The organism is Arthrobacter sp. UYNi723 (assembly GCF_054057635.1).
Genome location: NZ_JBSRZM010000037.1, coordinates 12,584 through 31,568 on the forward strand (window position 1 = coordinate 12,584; position 18,985 = coordinate 31,568).

Here is an 18,985-nt window from a genome sequence, read left to right on the forward strand (position 1 = left end):
AAGACTTAGTTGGTCTACATTGATAAGCTACGAATATAAGTTGTCCCCTTGGACGAGGCAGCCCTCGACTGCCTCTCTTAGGCCGCACGTCAGGCCGGTGGGCAGGCGGGTGGCCTCCTTCGGAATAAGAATCATGGTGGGCCCGGAAGTGGACATCCCCGCCCGAGATCCAGGCGCAACTCAGCGCTTGGCATCGATAGCCATCGATAGTTTCGAGACGAGAGGACCACTCGCCATTCCATGACGGCGTCCATAGAGGGCACACCCCAACCTGACGTCAGTGCGATTGGCAAACATCGTCTGTGATTTGCGGCGATAAATGGCGGCGTTTTCACAGCGCTATTTGACGCATGGAGTGTCAGCACGAACTTCCTCGTCGTTTTCGACGCGACGTCAACCGTCCAACGCCTGCCGTTCTCTAGCCTTAGAGGACGCACAATCATCCGGAGACAAGGAGTAGCCACACCCTTGAGGATCCCTCGCCCACCCATCGCAGTTCTGCCCGACAAGGCCGACACAAGACTGTTAGTCGAGCTGACAAGCCACGCAGGTGACCTCTCGGAAGCCGCGCACGCCTTGAGCTGTGCACTAACCGCGGGTGAGGACTCAGAGCTGTGGATGCCGCTGACCTCTCATGCTGTCACGGCATATATCCGTCCCTTTATCCACTCCAACGTCCGAAGCCGACTCGACGAGATGTCAGTGGTTCTGGCCATTCCGGCCAACCTTCAACCCGTACATGACGTTATTCGGAATTATCGGAACACCACCATCGCGCACTCACAATCGACGCTGGCTATGCCCGTGCCTGTTGCCATTCTCGATGCCCAGGGGAAAGGGGTCGACGTACTGGGTGTCTCTGTCATCCATCAGATGCCGTTAGCCGTGGCCGAACGTTTCAGCGACCTTATCCGTACCGTGGAAGACATTGTTGAGCAGGCAACACAGCCAGTTTTGGAGCGGTTGCGGACCTGGCTCAAGGGGCTAGACGCCGCAGCCATCGACAGCTGGGAGCTACCCGAGATCATCGGCGCCCTCGACTCCGATTTCACGGCTGCCCATCGAAGAAAACGAACCCCTCAGTTCACGGCCTATTGGCGCGTCTTGGAGGAGAACTGCCCGTAGGGGGCACTTCTCCCCGCAGGATCCCTGGTCTAATCCAAGAAATGGCCTCTTTCTGTGATCGCCATATTTCCATGACTGACCCGTGAGCTGTCGCGTATCGCTAGGGATATAAAACAAAATAAGTTACGAGACGCTTGTTGTGGAAGCGATTATCAATGAGGCGCGATCCTTCATGGGGAGGCTAAATTAGGTACCTAAAGCCGGGGGTGCCAGCTACCGCGCGGCCGACTGAGCTACGCCCGCCCCGATGGAACGAGACAGAGTGACCGCTTACGAAGACGTACTCGACTGGATCGCTACCCGACCCTGGTGGCAGCAATGCGCATTGGCACGCATTGCGAGCGGTGAAAAGATCGACGAGAACGAGTATGAGGAGATCGCTAAGAGCATGTTCGCGGAGCCGCCCGTTGCTCCGGACGGGGGCTGGCTCGCATCGGTCACCGCCCCTCAGAACGCCAATGACGAACCCGTGCGGATCATCTCTGTCAAAGGAGTGGCGAATGTCAATCAACTTGCCGAGAACCAGGAGCTGACGTTCGCGCCGGATGGTCTGACCGTCGTGTACGGCAACAATGGCAGCGGGAAATCCGGCTACGCACGCATCCTGCAGTCCATGGTGCGCGCCCGTCATCGCGCAGACATCCTCCCGGACGTTTTTGCTGGATCTCCGGGAGAGCAGTCGGGCCAGGTGACGTTCCTCATCGCGCAGACGGAACACACCTCATTGCTCGGGTCCACCGCCGATCCTGCCCTCGGGCGCGTCGCCCTCTATGACGAGCACTGCGGAGACACTTACCTCAACTCGGAAGCCGAGATCTCCTACCGACCTTCGGCGGTGCAGCTTCTTGACGACCTCTCCACAGTGACCGCCGGCGTGCGACGTGTCATCGACGGGTGGAAGACCGAGAAGGGCGTTCCCGGAGCTCTCCCCGTCGTCACCGATCTAGGATCCGCAGCGACGTTCCTGAGGGCTCTCACGGCCAAGACGACGGACGCAGAGATCGCCGCGACCACCGCTTGCCCTCACGACGTCGATCAGAAGCTGAGCTCTCAGGTCGAGGAAGTGGCGCGGCTCCGGACTGCTGATCCTGCGCAGGAGAAGCAGAAGCTGCTCCGCACGGCCGATGCACTAAATCTGGTCGCTGACCACCTGTCCGGCCTCGACCGCTCGTTCGGCTCCGCGGTGCACGAGAAGCTCAAAGGGCTGCGCGAGAGTGCGAAGGCGGCCCAGGAAGCGGCGGACGCAGCGTCCTTGACCACGTTCGGAGACGAGCCGCTCGCCGGCATCGGATCGCCGGTCTGGAAAGCGCTGTGGCAAGCGGCGGAGAAGTACTCGCTCGTTGTCTACCCGGGACACGACTTCCCGCACGCAGACGACGGAGCAGTCTGCGTCCTGTGCCAGCAGTCCCTTGACGGCGGAGGGGCAGCACGGCTGAAACGGTTTCACGAGTTCGTCTCGGACACGACGGCTAAGGACGCCGAGTCGGCCAAGAAGGACATCGAAGCTGTCCTCGCGGCTCTAGGCCGGCAGCCGGTCGAGAGCCAACCGGTCGCAGTCGCCATCGCAGCGGTAGAGCAGTCAGAACCGGGATTCGCCGCGCGGGTCCAGTCGCTATTCGACGCATTCCGTGCACGCCAGGCAGCCATGATCGCCGATGAACAGCCGGCGGACGTAAGCGTCGCCGCTGACATCACCGCACTTACCGCCCAGGAGAAAAGCCTCCGCGACAAAGCCGGCTCAATCGATGCCGCTGATTTCGCCGAACGTCTTGCTCAGGCCCAAACCGAAGAGAACCGGCTGCGCGACCAGATCGCAATGCGGGACGGGAAGCCCCAGATCGAGTCGGAACGCGCCCGCCTGCTCGAGTACACGGTGCTCAACGACAAGTTCTCCGAGACGAACACGCGCGCCATCACCGACAAGGTGGGCGAGCTGACGAAGAAGTACGTGACCGAAGAAGCCCGAGACCGTTTCACACGCGAAACCGACCGGCTCGAACTGGAGCGAGTCACCTTCAAGGCAACTAGGTCGCGCCAAGGAACGGGCCTGCTCCACAAGGCCGACTTCTTGAACGCGCGAGCAGGCGCGCGCCTCGGTGAGGTACTCTCCGAAGGCGAGCAGACGGCGCTCGGCTTCGCCGGATTCCTGACCGAAGTGCACTTCGACACGAGCAAGTCGGCGCTGGTGTTCGACGACCCCGTGTCCTCGCTCGACCACATGCGGCGAGAGGCCGTCGCCAGCCGGATCATAGACCTGGCGGGAGAGCGGCAGGTAATCGTCTTCACGCATGACATCGCCTTCACGATGGTCCTTCGCAAGACCGCAGAAGCAGCGGACGTCCCCTTCGCGACCCGCGGCATCGAACGCAAGCGCAAGATTGGCCCAGGGTTCACCACACTCAAGCATCCCTGGACGGCGCAGGATGCCGCGCAACGCGTCGATACTCTGCGGCAAGAGGTCGCGGCGTTGCGACGTGACGAAGAAGGCATGTCCGATCCGGACTACCAGCGCGCCACCGAGGAAATCGCGGGTCACATGTCCCAGACATGGGAACGCATCATTAGCCAAGTACTGGCCGAGCCGCTTGTGGACTATCGAACCTTGGAGGTCCGCGTCGGGAAACTTAGAGTCATCGGCCGAGTTACTCCTGACGACATCAAGACGTACGACGATTCCTACAGCAGAATCTCTGGTTGGGCTTCCCGTCATGATCCGCACCCCGAGCTGAACTACACGCCGCCATCGGTGGGTACCCTCAAGGCCGAGATCGAGGTGCTCGATACATGGTTGAAAAGCGTCAAGAAGTACCAAGGGAGCTGACGTTGGAGTTGGACGAGAATGTCTCGTAGCTCAGGCGATCTATTGCTTCGCCTCGTATCCCTAGGGTTTCGAGGTGCAGAGGTTTCGAGACGCTGAACCGGATTGGGATCCGAGTCGTCTCATGCGGCAAGTACGGGTGAGACTGCAGGCATGACGCTACATGTCTGGCCGTACATGTTAAATGGGGCTATGCCGAACACACCCCAGCCGCAATTGAGGCGCTTGCAAGAATTGACGCTGTCGGACTCGGTCTGTGGCTTGCTCGTCTCCGCAGCGGGCAAGGTCGAGCGTGCCTTCCACCCGGCCGTCCGCGGCCGGGCACGTGAGTTCGATGAGCGGGAGGCTCGGCTCGCAGAGGTCGGGTTCCGGTCCCCGCAGCATAAGCCAGATTTCAAACGCCGACTCGGGATGCCTGCACAATGACCGCCGTACCCTCTGGCCTCATCGGCTATCAGGAACGAGTCGAGTGGATGGGCCAGGAAGTCCTTACTCTGGCCGAGGTCTGGCCAGAGGCCGTGCGTGCGGTGATAGTCGGAATCAACCCTTCACAGACGAGCGTTGACGCTGGTCACTACTTCCAAGGGCGGGGAGCTCGCGGGCAGGTCATGAAACTTGTCAAGGCTGGGCTCATGACACCCAGCAATGACGAACGATTCTTTGAACGAGCGGCTCTCGAAGCCGGTGTTGGATTCGCAGACCTCGTACGCCGGCCGACGCCGAACGCCAAATCGGTCCCGGCCGCTGAAAGGGCATACGGGCGAGCAATCTTCGAAGAAAAACTTGCAGCAAAAGACGTGCCCTTGGTCATCGGAATCTATGCGCCACCCATCGACGAGCTCATCGAGGGCCCGACAACGCCTGGATTCCAAGAGCGGCGAACATCGTGGGGCGCACGAATCTTCCGAATGCCTGGTCCAATGCACGAGCGGGAATCTGCCGCGGCGATTATGGCGACCTTGAAGTTCGACTAGACAGGAACCGCGGCTACCGAGCTGAACCACCATCAAAGCTGCGCAGTCCCGGACTCGTGCGACAGCGGGACGATTCTCGGACGGCTGGCCGGCCCCACCCAGTCCTACGCTTGTTCCGGAATGGGCCCCATAGGTGAATGGTACTGAGGGACCAAAATGCCTGCGTTGTTCCTCCGGTCCTAATGCGTTTGAACTTCCGTGACACCGTCAAGCGCCACCACTAACTCGCCTGCTCGATTTATCGATCGGCGAAGGTCCCCCCCACTTGTGCCACCACGTCGTCTCGTAACCCTTGGGATACGAGACGTCTCACTGGCCCTGTCCCGTAAGATCCTGATTCCTGTGAAATCACGCGACTTTTTCTGCGTCCGGCTGTCATTTTCAGTACTCGCCTGCACAGCGTCCCGCGTGTTTCCAAGGTTGTGCAGGCCAGTATTGAGCGTTGAATTTTCAGTACTTCCCTGCACGATTCGCAGCTTTCGCTCAATACTCCTATGCACAATGATTCTCAGGGGCGTATTGGTTCGGCCGCCCTGCGTTGCCCGCGTTCAATTGCCCGGTAGACAGTGGAGCGACCGACGCTAAACAGCTCGGCCAGCTCTGCCTTGCTGTGTTCCCCCGCGGCGTGTAGTTCGAGGAGGTGGTTTTCCTGTTTGACGGTGAGTTTCGGTTGTTTCCCTCGTAGCCGGCCCTTGGCTTTGGCAACCTTCATTCCTTCACGGGTGCGCATGCGGATGAGGTCGGCTTCGAACTCGGAGATCATCGCCAACACGTTGAACAGCAGTTTGCCCATCGGGTCAACGGGGTCATGGACGGATCCACCAATGCTGAGTTTGATTTCGCGGTTAGCGAGGTCATCTGCAATTTCGTGGGCATCCCGGACGGAACGGGCCAGACGGTCAAGTTTCGTGACGACGAAGGTATCCCCCGCCCGACACGCGGCCAGGGCTTCGCGAAGTCCGGCACGGTTCTTGTTTGTGCCAGTAAAGCCGTGGTCAACATAAATTCGTTCAGACTCAACGCCAAAGGCAGCCAGGGCATCACGCTGCGCAGTGAGGTCTTGCGCCTCGGTGGACACGCGTGTGATTCTCCACGGTATTTGGCGTCTATTTAGCGGCGCTATTTGGCGCGGTCAGGTGCCGATGAGCAGGGTTTCGCGTGCCGCTTCGACGACTTCCTTGGTGATGTTGTTGAGCTGGTTGATGTCGCGTATGCGCGTGATCTGGGTGAAGAGGCGTTGGATGAGCCGGAAGTTGCCGTTGGTGATGCGGGCGACGGCGGCTATCGCTTCGGCGTCCGTGAAGTCGTGGGGGTCGATAGTCAGGCCGAGTTCCTGCCAGCGGTTTGCCAGGACGAAGGTGAGTTCCTCGGTGCTGAGGGTCCGGTAGTGGTGGGCGAAGCCGATGCGGCTGTAGAGCTGAGGGTAGCGGGCGAGGCGTTTTTCGATGCCGGGCATGCCGATAAGGATGACGCCCATGGTGTGGCGGTCGTAGTAGTCCCTGACCTGCTCGAGCGCTGGAGGTTTGAGCCGGTCAGCCTCGTCGATGATGAGGAGTTCGGTCAGGCCGGAAGCCCGGGAGTCGCGGTGCTCGAAGACGTCGATGTTGCCGTCCTGGGCATATTCGACTGCCCAAGAGATTCTCTGGCAGGTCCGGGGTAGTTGCCGGTCGATCTCTCGGGGGCTGATGGTTACTGTAGGCGTCCAGAATGCGGTTCTGGCCTCAAGCACGCGGGGAGGGATGGGCTCGGTGTTGGTTTGACCGGTCCGTTGCCATTGTTCCCATTCGGTCGTGCCGGCGTAGGCGCGTGCGGAGAGGGTTTTGCCGACGCCGGGTGGGCCGTAGCAGACGCCGATGTGGCGGTTGGTTCGGACTGCGGTGGCGAATTCGGTGAAGCGCCGGTGCTCCTTGGTGATGAGAAATGCCGGTGTGTCGGGTGGGACCGGTGGCGGGGCGGCGGAAATCTCGCCGAGATCGGCGGATAGGAAGCGGCGGCCATCGTCGTTCTCGTCCTTGGCGGGCATGGGCGTTCCTCTCCTGGGGGTCAGTCTTCGGCGTAGATGCGAAGCTGATGCGGCTTTTCATCACTAGGTTGCTGGCTGGCCTTTGTCGGTTCGACGGGTGCCGGCGGCGCGTAGCGGTCGTCGGTGGGGAGGGCATCGGCGAGGCTGAGCTTGCTGCGCAGCTGATTCTTCAGTTCGTTCCGGCGTGCTGATCTGGCCGCCTTGAGTTGCTTGAAAGTGATGGTTCCGGTGGCGAGTTCCGGAGTGATGGCACGGCAGATGAAGTTGTCCTGGTGCCAGACTCGGATCTCGGCCATGTCCCGGGGGTCATAGCGGATGGTGACGGCTTCGCCGACAAAGGCCGAAAGTGTGAGGTCCAGGTAGCGCAGGCCGTTGAAGTGGATACCGTCGCGGTGGACGATGCGCTGGTGTGCGACGGTCAGGAGCAGGAGGTCAAGGTCCCCGGGCCGGGCCGGCATCCGGGGGATCCAGCCGCCGGCCTGCCAGCGTGCGGCGGGGACCTCTCCGGTTTCGGAGTGCGGGCTTTGGTTGTATTCGTCAACGATGAACCGCTCAAGCGCGGTATCGAGCTGCTCGAGGGTCATCGTCGGTGCCGTCACCGGGGTCCCTCGGGTGCCGTGCGGGATGAAACCGGGCAGATGCGGCAGGAGCCCTTCGGTGAGGGTACGGTAGAACCTCTCGATCTTCCCGCGGCCCTGCGGCACGCCGGGGAGCGAATGGATGAGCCGGATGTGGGTGTCGAGGCAGACCCGTTCGAGGTGGGTGCTCATGAAATCCGCGCCGTGATCGCTGTAGAGGACATCGGGCAGACCCATGACGGGCCAGGCCGGATGTTTCTTGCGCTGCACGGCCTGGTGAAGGGCCAGCGCCGTCTGGAGCGCGGTCGGCGCACCGGTGAAGACGGTGTAGCCGGCGACGGCGCGGGAGTAGTCATCGAGGACGGACGGTCAGCCACGGGCGTGCGCGGGCCCCGGCGGTGTCGACAATCTCAATGTCCAGCTCGGTGTGGTCGCACTGCCACTGCTCGTTCGCGCGGCTGGCGGTGCGCCGGTAGACCAGCTCGAACCGGTCCCGGTACGCGGCGTCGCCCTCGAGCGCGATCGTGCGCAGTCCCGGATCGATGGCGGAAACGACAGCCCGGACGGTCGTGTAGCCGGGGGCCGGAAGGCCCCGGTCGAGCGCGACGTCACAGATCCGCCGGTGGATAAACGCGATGGTCGGCGCCGGGCGGCGGAGCGCGAGGCCTTCGATCGCGCCCACGATTTCGGGCGGGAGCGAATGGCTCCCACGGTCCGAGCGTGGCCGGCGGCCCAGGGCCTTGGCCGAGCCGGCGGCGCGGAATCCTGCCGTCCACCGTTGCAGCGTGCGGAGGGGGATGCCGGCCTGGTCGGAGATTCTGGCGAGGGGAACACCGTCATCGAGGTGCTGCCGGAGCAGCGCCGCGCGGTCTTCGGCCGACAGCCCATGCTTCATAACCGGGAGGCCGCCTGCTGATGACGGTAAAGCGTCGCGCGGCTCCAGCCGACGAGTCGGGCCGCTTCCTCAGCGGTGCGGCCCTTCGCGCGAGCGTCCTGGGCGATCGCGAGCTTGTCGGCGATGACGAGCGGGTCGGACAAGGGCCGGCCGAAGCGGGTTCCGCCCTGCCTGGCCGCGGCGATGCCCGCGTTCACGCGTTCGACGATCAACTCCCGCTCATACTCGGCCAAAGTCGCGAGCATGTTCAGCATCAGGCGACCCGACGTTGATGTGGGGTCAATCCCGTCCGAGATGGACCTCAGATACACGCCGCGTTCCCGCAGCAGGTTCACCGTGTTCAAAACATCGATCAAGGACCGACCGAGCCGGTCCACCCGCCACACGACGACGGTATCGCCCGGCTCCACATACGCGAGGAGCTTCTTCATCCCGGGCCGCTCAATAGCGGCCTTGCTCCCGGAGGTGACATCGGCGAACACGTCCCGTTTCTGCACCCCGGCGTCGACCAATGCATCGAGCTGTAACTTCGCGTCCTGGCCCGACGTACTCACACGCGTATACCCGAGATGTCTCACCCCGCCATTGTGCCTCAGAAACCCCCGGCCGGCACCCGCCTGAGACGATTCACGATGAGACATCTTTCCAAGACACCGGGCGGCCCGGCACGACGCCGAGTCCTTTGACGCTTCAAGTCGCGAACCCCGCGTCTCGAAAAGCTTTAGATTTTCAAGACAGTCAATGGAGCAGAGCGGAATGGCAGGGGTCTCCTAAGATGCCGGTTGGGCCGTCGGCCAGGGCCAGAGGGGGACCGGCTTGCGGGACACGTTGCCAAGTGTTATTCGTTCTCCAGCTTTCAACTAAATCTTCAGCACCCAAACGCCGATAACAGCGCATACGCCAACCGGGCGCCGACGGCTGAGGCCATCCCCAACTGTCACACATCTGTTTCTGGTTTCCCTCTCGCAGGATTCAACGCTGGGCCGGCCTTCTACGGGAAGGCCCGGCCCAGCGTTCTTGGATATCGAAACCGAATCCAGCCCTAGGAACTAATGATTTGGGGGGCTCCGAGCTGTTTGAGGCCTTCGACGCCGAACTCGAGCCCGTAGCCTGACTGTTTGGCACCCCCGAACGGGACACGCGGGTCCACCGCGCCGTGCTTGTTGATCCACACCGTGCCTGCCTCGATACGGGCGGCGACCTCACGGGCTTTGTCCTTGTCAGAGGACCAGACGGAGGCGCCGAGGCCGACATCGAGGGCGTTGGCCATTTCGATGGCTTCGTCCACAGTGGAGTACTTGATGATCGGCAGGGCCGGGCCGAACTGTTCCCGTGCGACGAGCGGGTTGTCGTTGTCGATATCCGCGACAAGGGTCGTGGGATAGAAATAGCCGGGCTGGTCCGCTTCCGGGTTCCCGCCGATCAGCACGCGGGCCCCGCCATCCTTTGCAGCCTGGACCAGGCCGGCCACGATGTCGAACTGTGCCTTGTTCTGCAGCGGGCCAAGCACGTTGGCCTCGTCCAGGCCCACGCCCATCGGCGTGACTTCGGCGACCGCGGTGAGCGCGTCGCAGACCTGATCGTAGAGGTCCTCGTGCACGTATAGGCGCTTGAGCGCCGCGCAGGTCTGGCCGGTGTTAATAAACGCGCCCCAGAACAGGTCCTGCGCGATCGCCTGCGGGTCGGCATCGGGCAAAACGATGCCGGCGTCGTTACCGCCGAGCTCCAGCGTCAGCCGCTTCACGGTATCTGCGGAGGAGCGGATGATCGCCTTGCCGGTCGCGGTCGACCCCGTGAACATGAGCTTGTCGATGTCCGGATGGGAGGCAAGTGCTTCGCCGACATCGCGTCCGCCCGAGACGACGTGCAGCACGCCCTTCGGAAGGACCTGATTAATCACTTCCGCCAGGGCCAATACGGACAGCGGCGTATATTCGGAGGGCTTCATGACCACGGTGTTGCCCATGCGCAGTGCCGGGGCCAGCTGCCAGACTGAGATCATCATGGGCCAGTTCCACGGGCCGATCGCCCCTACCACGCCCAGCGGACGGTAGTGCAGCTCGGCGCGGCCGCCGTCGTCGTCCACCAGTACCTCGGGATCAATTGAAAACGATGCGGTAGCCCGCAGCCAGGCGGCGCAGGCACCGACCTCGAAGCGGGCATTCGGACCGTTCAGCGGCTTGCCCTGCTCGCGGGACAGCAGCTCAGCCAACGCCGCGGCCGACGCCTCGACCGCATCTGCGGCACGGTTCAGGTACTCGCTGCGGTCCTCGTGGGCCCGGGCCGCCCAGCCCGGCTGCGCAGCCCGGGCCGAGTCGATCGCGGCCTGGAGCTCGGTGACGCCGTGCTCCGGCGCGCGGCCAACCACGTCGCCGGTGGCCGGGTCCTGGATCCCGCGGCCGACTTCTGCCGGCTCTATCACCGCCAACAGGTCCGCCGCCGTGGCGAAGTGGGTCTGCGTGATTTCGGTAGTCATGGGTGGCTCCTCATAGGAAATCTGATGGTGTGATGGATGAGCGCTTTGGTAGTCGCCCGGACGGTTGGGCCGATAAGGCACGGGCCGTCCTGTCGCCGGTAAGGGCGGCGACAGGACCGCGCCGGGCCCCGTACAGAATCAGAGCCGCCTAGTTCCCGAGAATGAGGTCGGCTGCTTTTTCGCCGATCATGATGGCAGGGGCGTTCGTGTTTCCGCTTGGCACTGACGGGATGATCGAGGCGTCCGCGACGCGCAGGCCCGTCACTCCCCGGACCCTAAGCTGGGGGTCAACAACTGACAGGTCGTCGGTGCCCATCTTGCAGGTGCCGACTTGGTGGTGGTAGGTGCCTGCGACCTGGCGGGCGAATTCGCGCAGCTGGTCCCGGCTTTGGGTTCCCGCGGGGGTGTATTCGGCTTTCCGGAAGGGCGCGAAGGCGTCTTGCGCACCGATCTCACGGCACATGATGATCGCATCAACCAGGGCCTCGAGGTCGTACTCTTCGGCGAGGATGTTCGGATCCACGAGGGGCGCGGCGGAGGGATCGGCCGATGCCAGCCGGAGCGTGCCCCGTGAGCGGGGCCGGACGATTCCCGGTGCGATCGTGTAGCCGTATTCGGGGGCAGCACCGCCGTCCGTCGGGTACGGCAGATGCAGGAAGAGCGGCTGCAGGTCAGGTGCTTCCTCGTCCGTCTGGTTGCTGTGGGCGTACAGCTGGCTCTCCAGCAGGTTGTGCCGCCCGGCGGCGGGAGGCTGCGACGCCTCGTAGATGTTTCCGGCCAGAAGATGGTCGTGGAGATTTTCGCCCACACCGGGAAGATCGACCACCGCGTCGACCCCCACCTCCTGCAGATGTGCCGCGGGACCGATGCCCGAGAGCATCAGGAGCTTAGGTGAGCCAATGGCGCCTGCCGACAGGATTACTTCCGAGGTGGCTGACGCACGTCGGACCTGCCCGTCGACGATGTAGACGACGCCAGTGGCGCGACCGGAGTCAACGACGATCCGGCTTGCCTCGGCACCCGTCGTGACAGTGAGCTGCGCATGGTCCAGAACGGGGGCTACGAAGCTCTGCCAGGCGCTGGCCCGCCGTCCATTATGTGTCGTGGTGTGGTTGAACCCCACCCCTTCCATCAACTCACCGTTGAAGTCTTCGGTCTCCTTGTGCCCCAGATTCTTGGCGGCGTCAACGAACGCCTCGGCAAGCTCGTGGCGGTCCTTGATCCGCTCCACCGGGAGGAGGCCGCTGCCGCCGTGGAACTCATTGGCTCCGTCGGCGTGACGTTCAGAACGCTTGAACAGCGGTAAGACCTCGTTCCAGGACCAGCCCTCGGCGCCGTTGGCTGCCCAGGCGTCATAGTCGCTCCGGTGACCGCGGATATAGATCATGCCGTTAAGAGAACTGCTCCCGCCCAAGACCTTGCCCCGAGGCCAGAAGAGGCTGCGGTTGTTGGCATGTGCTTGAGGGGTGGTCATGACCGCCCAGTCGTTTGGGCCGGTTAATAGCATGGGCCAGCCCTGCGGGCTGTGGATGTTCGGATCAGAATCGACGGATCCTGCTTCTATGACGTGGACGGAGTGTCCGGCATCCAGAAGCCGACGCGTGAGAACGCTGCCGGCCGAACCGGCACCAATGACAATGAAGTCCGAAACCGGCATGTCTGCGATATCGCTCATGTTTTCCTCCTTGAAAGCATTCGAGCCGTAATACCTTCAATGTCCCCCAAGAACCCCCTGGCGTCCTTAGCCTGACGCGCACGCGGCTGTCCCACAGGTGCAGGCGTGTAATGCGCATCACGCCGATCGGGAGGTGTGCTTAGATTTGTGTAGTCCCCAAAGTGAGGATCCAGATGCCCGAAGCAGTACTCGCCAACCGCCCGGCCGTGTTCGACGGCACCGGGATGGCACCAAGAGAACATTTCGATGCCTGGCATGACGCCGTCAACACAGCGTTCGTGCCACTGGATGCAACGGCGCGCAATGTCGACGAGTTTCGCGGCCGACTGATCAATCAGTGTCTCGGCGGCATACAAGTCTCCGAAGTTGCAGGCACCTCGTTGCAGGTTAGCCGAACGGCCCGCACCATCGCACAGAACGACCCGGGAATCGTCAAGCTGGGACTGCAGCTTCGGGGCTACTGCGTGGTCGCCCAAGACGGCCGAGAAGCAGCCCTGACGCCGGGTGATTTCGCCCTCTACGACACCACCCGCCCGTACGATCTCTATTTCGACGACACGTTCCGCATGTTGGTGCTCATGCTTCCAGCCGACTGGCTCAACATCAGCAAGCCCGCCTTGGGAAAGGTCACTGCCTCCCGCGTCTCCGGCCGGCAGGGGCTGGGCGCGCTCACGTCCTCCCTGCTCACCGCCATGGACACTCAGCTCAATGGCGAGGGCATCTCCCTCACTTTCGAAGCTTCCGAAGCCCTCGTGCAGCTCATCTCCGCTACCTTCCTGCAAACGCTCGCATCGGACGCCCCGAACTCCCCCCAACGAGATGTCATCCTCCTAAAGGTCAAGCAATACATTCATTCGCGGCTGGCAGATCAGGCCCTTAACGTCGCCGGGATCGCCGCAGCGAACCACATTTCAGTGCGCTACCTGCAAAAGCTCTTCGCCGACCACGAAGAGACCGTCAGTGGCTGGATACGCCAGCAAAGACTGCAAAACTGCCGCCAGGAACTGGCCGACCCCGCCCTCTCCAACAGGCCGATCGCTGCAGTCGGCCTCAGATGGGGCTTCAGCGACGCTGCCAGCTTCACCCGTACCTTCAAGAACGCGTACGGCTACACACCCGGCGAATTCCGCTACTCCTACAATCCGGCAACAGAGGGACGCCACGAGACCCTGTCGGTCACCCCATCGGGCGGACGCTACCAATAACACCGTCTGCCACCCCGTCCTTGGCTGAAGCGCCCTGGGGCTCTGCCCGCAGATTCGGCCCATGCTGCTGATTCTGCAGCCCGAGCAACGCGTCGATCTCGACGTCCAACTCGCTAGGCATCGGGTGTGAATTGCCGGCAAGGTCGTCAGTCTGCTGTCCCGCTGCGCCCTGTAAAGGATCCCCTTGCGGGCTGCGCCATGCGACAAATAGCGCCGTGAAAAAGCCGCCATTTACCGCCGAAAGTCACAGGACACGCGCGCGTAGCCGACCAGTATTTTAGACATGGAAAATAGTGTGTCATATAACGCCCCCTTACCGGTCAATTCACCGGACGGGTCTTACGGGACGCTGATGGACCCCAGCTCGCAATGATGCAGTTCAGCGGTGTGCGCGACCGGTGGAGGACCGGCTTACGGGCGGCGCCTGGAGCGCATTTCCGGGCGAGGACCATGACGCACACCGCGGCGAACGTCCCCTGTCGGTAGGCGGCCTGGCGGCGGTCATGATGGCAGCGAAGCCAGAATGTCGTGCGGCCACTCCCTGGTTAGCACGTCGTTCAGTTCCTCATTCGGGCTGGACACGCAGTAAGGTGTTTGCTCCGTGTTCAGCACGGCCAGGTTCACTGGAACGGCGAAGAAACCCCAGGGCTGGATCTTGTTAGCCAAGTAGCCTGTGAGTTTCAGGTCGGCATATTCAGGCGCGTTCCAAACCCTGCAGGCATGCTGCAGGTCATCCGGATGGATGGCGATCCAAACCCCGAACCGGAACTCGTGCCCGCCCTGCAGTTTGACCGGCAGCAGGGCGCGGACGAACGGGCTGATGTTCGGGATCTGCATGAGCGTGGCCGTGGTCGGATCCGGGTCGCTCAGCCAGCTGCCTTCAGCGCGATGCTGCTCAGGGCTGTTAAGTACAGGGTCCGGGAGACGGAACCGGACATCCCTTTCATGCGCCGCCAGAGTCTCCCCGCACATCCCGCAATTCCGCTTCTTGCCAAAAACCATTTGTCCCCCAAACCGATGTCATTCAAGCTGAGTCTACGTGGGGCTCGGCGTGACCAAGCCAGGAGAACGCTGTGGCGGGCTGAGACCCGCAAGGGGATGCCCTAATCGGACACTGACGGATTTTTGTACTACTTGAGCAACCTTTTCATCGCTTCGCTTGCTTGCGTCAGTTCTTCTCCGGCGTCCAGTGTCAGCTGACCTCGTAGAGACCAGGTCTCTGGGAATGAGGGATCTTGCAGGGTGAAGCCCAACTTAACGTGACCTGTGTGGTTGGCAGTCAGTCGTAGATCTCCCTCCAGAGAGGTATACGTCTTGGTGCCTGGCCAGCCAGTCCAGTGCTCGACCAAATCCTCGAAGAATTCGTTCAGATCCTGAAAGCCACTCGCATAGTGCGCTGCGACTTCTCGATGCCCTTTGAGGTCTGTCAATTCAACGGCCACAAGCATGCTGTTCACCTCGCCGTCCGAACCCCGCGACACTTCATCAAAAGTGATCCGCTGGGAGCGGCCGATCCTAACTGTTGCCATCCCCCTATTCTGTCCGGATATTTCTCGTTCAGGTCGTACGCGTGAGACCGCGTCCCGCAGAGGGTTCCCCTTGCGGGACAGCAAAGCGGTTCACCGTTTTCCGGGTCAGGCCTCTCGGTCCTCGGAGGGGTTCCGGAAGGGCCGAAGCCGCGTGCCGGCGGGGTCTGCGGTGAAAGTGTAGCGGCCCAGCATGTTGATGTGTTCCGAGGCCAGCGGGGAAAGGCGTTGTATGTCTTCATCGGCAACACTGGAGCCACGGTCGCGGAGCTCGGTGAGCGCGGCGTCCACGTATCGGGTGTTCCACAGGATGATTGCGTTTAGGACCAGGCCCAGGGCTCCGAGCTGGTCTTCCTGGCCTTCCCGGTAAGGCTGCCGTATCTGTCCCCTCCTGCCGTGGAAAATGAGTCTGGCCAGGGCGTGCCGGGATTCCTGCAATGTCAACTGAGTATGGATTTGCCGGCGGTAGCCCTCGTCAACGTCGATGAAGTCCAGCAGGTGCCCGGTTTTGGCTATTCTGCCGTACTCCGCCAAGGCTTTTCCAAGCAGGCTTGGTGTCCCGCTGCCCTGGGTGACCCGTAGAACTTCCGGGGCGTGCCCCCACGCCGGCAGCGCTCCAATCCCCGTGTCATCAAACGCAAGATGTCCAACTGGCCACTCAAACGAATACCAAAGAAACCTAAGTAAACGGCATTGAAGCTAGGGACATCAACGGCCTCTCCTTGTTCGCAAAAGAGGTTAGGCCCGTGGGTTAAGCACCTGATTTTTTCATGTATCCGATCGTATGCGCACGACCAAAGTGGGGGCATTTGATGACTGAACTGACGGAGGAATTGGCTCGAAAGATTGACCGGGCATCACAAATCCTTGCTGGGCTCAGCCGGGCTGCGTCCAGAGACTGCAGCTGGGTACGGAGTAGCTCGGATCTGCACTTAGAAATACTTGAGCTTCAGAGTGAGTTGAGGGAAACCGCCGCCAGGGTCACCGGTGACAATGACTTGGGCGTGCACTTCATGCAGGCACAGGCAGTAGGAACCCAGATAAGCGGGTTGTTCCAAGCGAACGAGAAGCTGGAACGGGTGCAGGCTGCCCTGAAAGCATGAAGCTTCTCAATGCGGTTAGTGGGAGCGGTAGGACCGGGGTAGCGAGGCGGACATTGCAGATCTTGCCCGGGGATTGGTCGTCGGCGGCAGCAGAGTCGATTGGAGCATGCAGTAGCCATAGCCCCCTTGCAGACCGGCTCTCGCTATCCGCCAGCCGTGTCTGCCCCACGTGACGATGCCGGAAACGCCAATCATCATCGCATTCGCCCACGTCAGCGAACGGCCAAACGCCCAGGACTCGCCAAGGCGCTCGACCAGTTACGCGACAGGGACACTCTCGTGGTCTGGAAGCTCGACCGACTGGGCCGAAACGTAGAAGACCTGCTGGACTTCGCCAGCGGCTTCAACGAACAGGGAATCGGCTTTGTTAGCCTGACAGACTCAATCGACACCACCACATCCTCCCGGACGTTTCTTCTTCAACGTCATGGCATCGCTCGCCCAAATGGAACGCGAGCTCATGATCGAACGCACCCAAGCCGGCCTCCAGGCAGCCAGAGAACAAGGCAGGATAGGAGGCCGCAAGCGAATCATGACAGACGCCAAGATCCGCTGAGCCAAGACATTGCTTAGCCAGGGCACTCCGCCAAAAGAAGTCGCCGCTAATCTCGGCGTCTCTGTACGTACGCTGTACCGCTGGGTCCCAGCAACCACCACCGCAGCAGCCACAGCGCCGTAGCGCGAGATTGGTACAGAGGACTCCTGCAAAAGTGCACGGCAGAGCACGGGACTTCTCCCCGCCGGCGCCCGTTAGGCCCATCCCTCACTGACACTGGGAGACCGCGACCCGTGAAGGGCCCTTGTCGCGCTGCGAATCTCCCGTCGATTCGCGCACTGCCGGAACGCAAACCGGCAACCTGAACACCGACCTCCATCGGCACGTACGCGCCAGAAACCCTCGATCCTCGCGCTGACCGCTATCGACAGTTTCAGAGCCGCATCATACGATGAGCCGTACGGACCCGCCAGAAGGCCTGCTGCGTCGGGGAAAGGGAAACGTATGCGACACCCGAACGAAGACGTCATCAGAAACATGTTCGTTGCCTACGAGCGGGCGACCGCGAGGCGCTCAACGCCCAGCTCGCCGACGACGTCACCTACCACATCCCTGGACGTAACCCCTTCTCGGGTAATTACCGCGGCGCCGACGCCGTGATCGACCTGTGGGACAAGCAGAAGGAGGTGACGGGCGGGCGCCCCTACCATGCCTCGCCCTACGACCTGGCGGTCACCGACGACCACGTCATCATACTGGCCAACGTCACGGCTGAGCGGGACGACAAGCCCTACACCTTTAGGACAGCCAACGTATACCGGGTGGCAGAGGGCCGAGTCGCCGAGTGCTGGCCCCACGTCTTCGACCTCCACGCCTTCGACGAGTTCTGGTCTTGACCGCCGACCCCCGGGATGTGGCACGCAGATGGGTCGCTGCGATGTCTGCGCACGACCTCGAAGCGGCGGCACAGTGCTTCGCCGACGACTACGAGGACGTGAAGCCAACGCGCCCAGGACAGGAGTTCCGTGGGCGTGCGCGGGTACGTACGAACTTCGCTGCTCTGTTCGCCGGAGTTCCAGACTTGCGCGCAGAGATTCTTCGGTCCGTCGCCGACGACGATGTCGTGTGGATGGAGTGGCGAATGTACGGCAGGCGAACCGACGCGACGAACTTCGAGTTCGCTGGCGTGAACCTCTTCGGCGTCGAAGGCGATCAGTTTGCCTGGGGCCGCATCTACACCGACCTCGTCCAAGAGAGCGGCGACATCGAGGCCCAGATTGAGCGCATGACCCACCATCACCAGCCTCCTCGGGAGTGAGGGTTGGTCATGCTCGTCGGGTTCGGGATGTCCAGTGTGCTGGCTTCGGCCAGCGACGAGTCGAGCCTTGGCGCAGTGACCGTGGTGTACATCTTCAACGACAACATGGGCGCCATCGCCCGGGTCGGCTGGTTCAGCGCGGCCATCACCATGCTCTTCGTCGCGACGGCGTTCTTTCCGTACCTCAGCTGGGCACCTGCGATGCTGTAGGCCTTCGTGGTTGGGCTGGGTCTCACCCTGACGAGGCGCAGTCACCCGTCAGTACTTTCTTGACCGACTCGGGCCCCGAACTGCCCGGTCCTATCCGCTGGGGCCTGGTCGAGCGGAACAGCGACCAGATGATTAAATGACCTCGATCCGGCAGGGCACCGCTTCGACCGAGGCGATCCTGCGCCGCTTCACCCGCTCGGCGTCCCACCCACCTCCCAGACGATGCTGGAAGTCGGGCGGGACCAACTCACCATCTTCGTCGCCCGGTGGCTCCGCGGCCGGCATCTGCAACGTGAGATCCGAACGTCTCAACATCGTTGAGGCGTTCAACGGCGCGAACTCGGTCATCTCCGACGGCAAGGGCGGCGAGATCGCCTCCAAACGCCACGACGAGCAGGAGATGACCGTGCTGTGTCAGCGGATCCTGCAAGCCGCCCTCGTCTACGTCAACACGCTCATGCTGCAAGTTGTTAGGCGTCGCAGTGGTTGACGGTAGGGGCGTCGTTGCCGGTGACGAGGCAGGTTTTTGCCGTGGCGTCTTGATTTAGTGCCGTCGGCGGCGT

General features: G+C 62.2%; 19 protein-coding genes and 3 pseudogenes. 12 read left to right on the plus strand and 10 right to left on the minus strand.

Features of this window, described 5'->3' with window-relative positions; translation table 11 throughout:
* Nucleotides 1-618 precede the first annotated feature (618 nt).
* From ACVWY0_RS20250 to ACVWY0_RS20260, 3 genes are all read left to right on the plus strand, one after another.
* Nucleotides 619-1,125 carry a hypothetical protein gene (locus ACVWY0_RS20250; protein ID WP_485838282.1) on the plus strand — a complete coding sequence of 169 codons (507 nt, stop codon included), beginning with the start codon at nucleotides 619-621 and terminating at the stop codon, nucleotides 1,123-1,125.
* A gap of 262 nt (nucleotides 1,126-1,387) precedes the next feature.
* Nucleotides 1,388-3,946 carry an AAA family ATPase gene (locus tag ACVWY0_RS20255; RefSeq protein WP_485838283.1) on the plus strand — a complete coding sequence of 853 codons (2,559 nt, stop codon included), beginning with the start codon at nucleotides 1,388-1,390 and terminating at the stop codon, nucleotides 3,944-3,946.
* Between the two features lie 419 nt (nucleotides 3,947-4,365).
* Nucleotides 4,366-4,917: a uracil-DNA glycosylase family protein gene (locus tag ACVWY0_RS20260; protein ID WP_485838284.1), complete on the plus strand. Its 552-nt coding sequence runs from the start codon at nucleotides 4,366-4,368 to the stop codon at nucleotides 4,915-4,917.
* A gap of 508 nt (nucleotides 4,918-5,425) precedes the next feature.
* Here the strand turns inward: ACVWY0_RS20260 and ACVWY0_RS20265 are convergent.
* From ACVWY0_RS20265 to ACVWY0_RS20295, 7 genes are all read right to left on the minus strand, one after another.
* Nucleotides 5,426-6,016 (minus strand): recombinase family protein, encoded by a 591-nt coding sequence (locus tag ACVWY0_RS20265; protein ID WP_485838300.1) that lies wholly within the window; start codon nucleotides 6,014-6,016, stop codon nucleotides 5,426-5,428.
* Between the two features lie 33 nt (nucleotides 6,017-6,049).
* Nucleotides 6,050-6,940 carry an AAA family ATPase gene (locus tag ACVWY0_RS20270; protein ID WP_485838285.1) on the minus strand — a complete coding sequence of 297 codons (891 nt, stop codon included), beginning with the start codon at nucleotides 6,938-6,940 and terminating at the stop codon, nucleotides 6,050-6,052.
* A 20-nt stretch (nucleotides 6,941-6,960) separates the two neighbouring features.
* A complete protein-coding gene (locus tag ACVWY0_RS20275) occupies nucleotides 6,961-7,710 on the minus strand; it encodes a Mu transposase C-terminal domain-containing protein (RefSeq protein ID WP_485838286.1) in 750 nt (249 codons plus the stop codon).
* Between the two features lie 160 nt (nucleotides 7,711-7,870).
* On the minus strand, nucleotides 7,871-8,413 hold the full coding sequence (locus ACVWY0_RS20280; RefSeq protein ID WP_485838287.1) for a hypothetical protein: 543 nt from the start codon (nucleotides 8,411-8,413) through the stop codon (nucleotides 7,871-7,873).
* On the minus strand, nucleotides 8,410-8,991 hold the full coding sequence (locus ACVWY0_RS20285) for a recombinase family protein (protein ID WP_485838288.1): 582 nt from the start codon (nucleotides 8,989-8,991) through the stop codon (nucleotides 8,410-8,412). Before ACVWY0_RS20285 ends, ACVWY0_RS20280 begins: the two co-directional genes overlap by 4 nt.
* Nucleotides 8,992-9,455: 464 nt before the next feature.
* A complete protein-coding gene (locus ACVWY0_RS20290) occupies nucleotides 9,456-10,889 on the minus strand; it encodes an aldehyde dehydrogenase family protein (protein WP_485838289.1) in 1,434 nt (477 codons plus the stop codon).
* A gap of 148 nt (nucleotides 10,890-11,037) precedes the next feature.
* The gene (locus ACVWY0_RS20295; protein WP_485838290.1) at nucleotides 11,038-12,564 is read right to left on the minus strand and encodes a GMC family oxidoreductase; all 1,527 of its coding nucleotides are present in this window, start codon (nucleotides 12,562-12,564) and stop codon (nucleotides 11,038-11,040) included.
* A 173-nt stretch (nucleotides 12,565-12,737) separates the two neighbouring features.
* Between ACVWY0_RS20295 and ACVWY0_RS20300 the strand changes: the two genes are divergently transcribed.
* On the plus strand, nucleotides 12,738-13,769 hold the full coding sequence (locus ACVWY0_RS20300) for an AraC-like ligand-binding domain-containing protein (RefSeq protein ID WP_485838291.1): 1,032 nt from the start codon (nucleotides 12,738-12,740) through the stop codon (nucleotides 13,767-13,769).
* A 501-nt stretch (nucleotides 13,770-14,270) separates the two neighbouring features.
* Here the strand turns inward: ACVWY0_RS20300 and ACVWY0_RS20305 are convergent.
* The 3 genes and pseudogenes from ACVWY0_RS20305 to ACVWY0_RS20315 all read right to left on the minus strand — a co-directional run.
* A complete protein-coding gene (locus ACVWY0_RS20305) occupies nucleotides 14,271-14,741 on the minus strand; it encodes a DUF2199 domain-containing protein (RefSeq protein ID WP_485838292.1) in 471 nt (156 codons plus the stop codon).
* Between the two features lie 158 nt (nucleotides 14,742-14,899).
* The gene (locus ACVWY0_RS20310) at nucleotides 14,900-15,298 is read right to left on the minus strand and encodes a DUF6228 family protein (protein WP_485838293.1); all 399 of its coding nucleotides are present in this window, start codon (nucleotides 15,296-15,298) and stop codon (nucleotides 14,900-14,902) included.
* Nucleotides 15,299-15,403: 105 nt separating this feature from the next.
* Nucleotides 15,404-15,889, minus strand: a pseudogene (locus ACVWY0_RS20315) (Tn3 family transposase); the annotation flags it as partial.
* A gap of 218 nt (nucleotides 15,890-16,107) precedes the next feature.
* On the opposite strand from ACVWY0_RS20315, the gene ACVWY0_RS20320 reads away from it, so the two are divergent.
* The 8 genes and pseudogenes from ACVWY0_RS20320 (at nucleotide 16,108) to ACVWY0_RS20355 (ending at nucleotide 18,912) form a co-directional block, all read left to right on the plus strand.
* Nucleotides 16,108-16,398 carry a hypothetical protein gene (locus ACVWY0_RS20320; RefSeq protein WP_485838294.1) on the plus strand — a complete coding sequence of 97 codons (291 nt, stop codon included), beginning with the start codon at nucleotides 16,108-16,110 and terminating at the stop codon, nucleotides 16,396-16,398.
* Between the two features lie 279 nt (nucleotides 16,399-16,677).
* Nucleotides 16,678-16,731 (plus strand): annotated as a pseudogene (locus ACVWY0_RS20325) (hypothetical protein); the annotation flags it as partial.
* A gap of 112 nt (nucleotides 16,732-16,843) precedes the next feature.
* A complete protein-coding gene (locus ACVWY0_RS20330; protein ID WP_485838301.1) occupies nucleotides 16,844-16,954 on the plus strand; it encodes a hypothetical protein in 111 nt (36 codons plus the stop codon).
* 9 nt (nucleotides 16,955-16,963) lie between these two features.
* Nucleotides 16,964-17,077, plus strand: a complete 114-nt coding sequence (locus tag ACVWY0_RS20335) for a helix-turn-helix domain-containing protein (RefSeq protein ID WP_485838295.1) — start codon at nucleotides 16,964-16,966, stop codon at nucleotides 17,075-17,077.
* 359 nt (nucleotides 17,078-17,436) lie between these two features.
* A pseudogene (locus ACVWY0_RS20340) lies at nucleotides 17,437-17,790 on the plus strand (nuclear transport factor 2 family protein); the annotation flags it as partial.
* A complete protein-coding gene (locus ACVWY0_RS20345; RefSeq protein ID WP_485838296.1) occupies nucleotides 17,787-18,212 on the plus strand; it encodes a nuclear transport factor 2 family protein in 426 nt (141 codons plus the stop codon). The pseudogene ACVWY0_RS20340 and the gene ACVWY0_RS20345, both read left to right, overlap by 4 nt.
* Nucleotides 18,213-18,221: 9 nt before the next feature.
* Nucleotides 18,222-18,422 carry a hypothetical protein gene (locus ACVWY0_RS20350; protein ID WP_485838297.1) on the plus strand — a complete coding sequence of 67 codons (201 nt, stop codon included), beginning with the start codon at nucleotides 18,222-18,224 and terminating at the stop codon, nucleotides 18,420-18,422.
* 136 nt (nucleotides 18,423-18,558) lie between these two features.
* Nucleotides 18,559-18,912 carry a Tn3 family transposase gene (locus ACVWY0_RS20355; protein ID WP_485838298.1) on the plus strand — a complete coding sequence of 118 codons (354 nt, stop codon included), beginning with the start codon at nucleotides 18,559-18,561 and terminating at the stop codon, nucleotides 18,910-18,912.
* Nucleotides 18,913-18,985 lie beyond the last annotated feature (73 nt).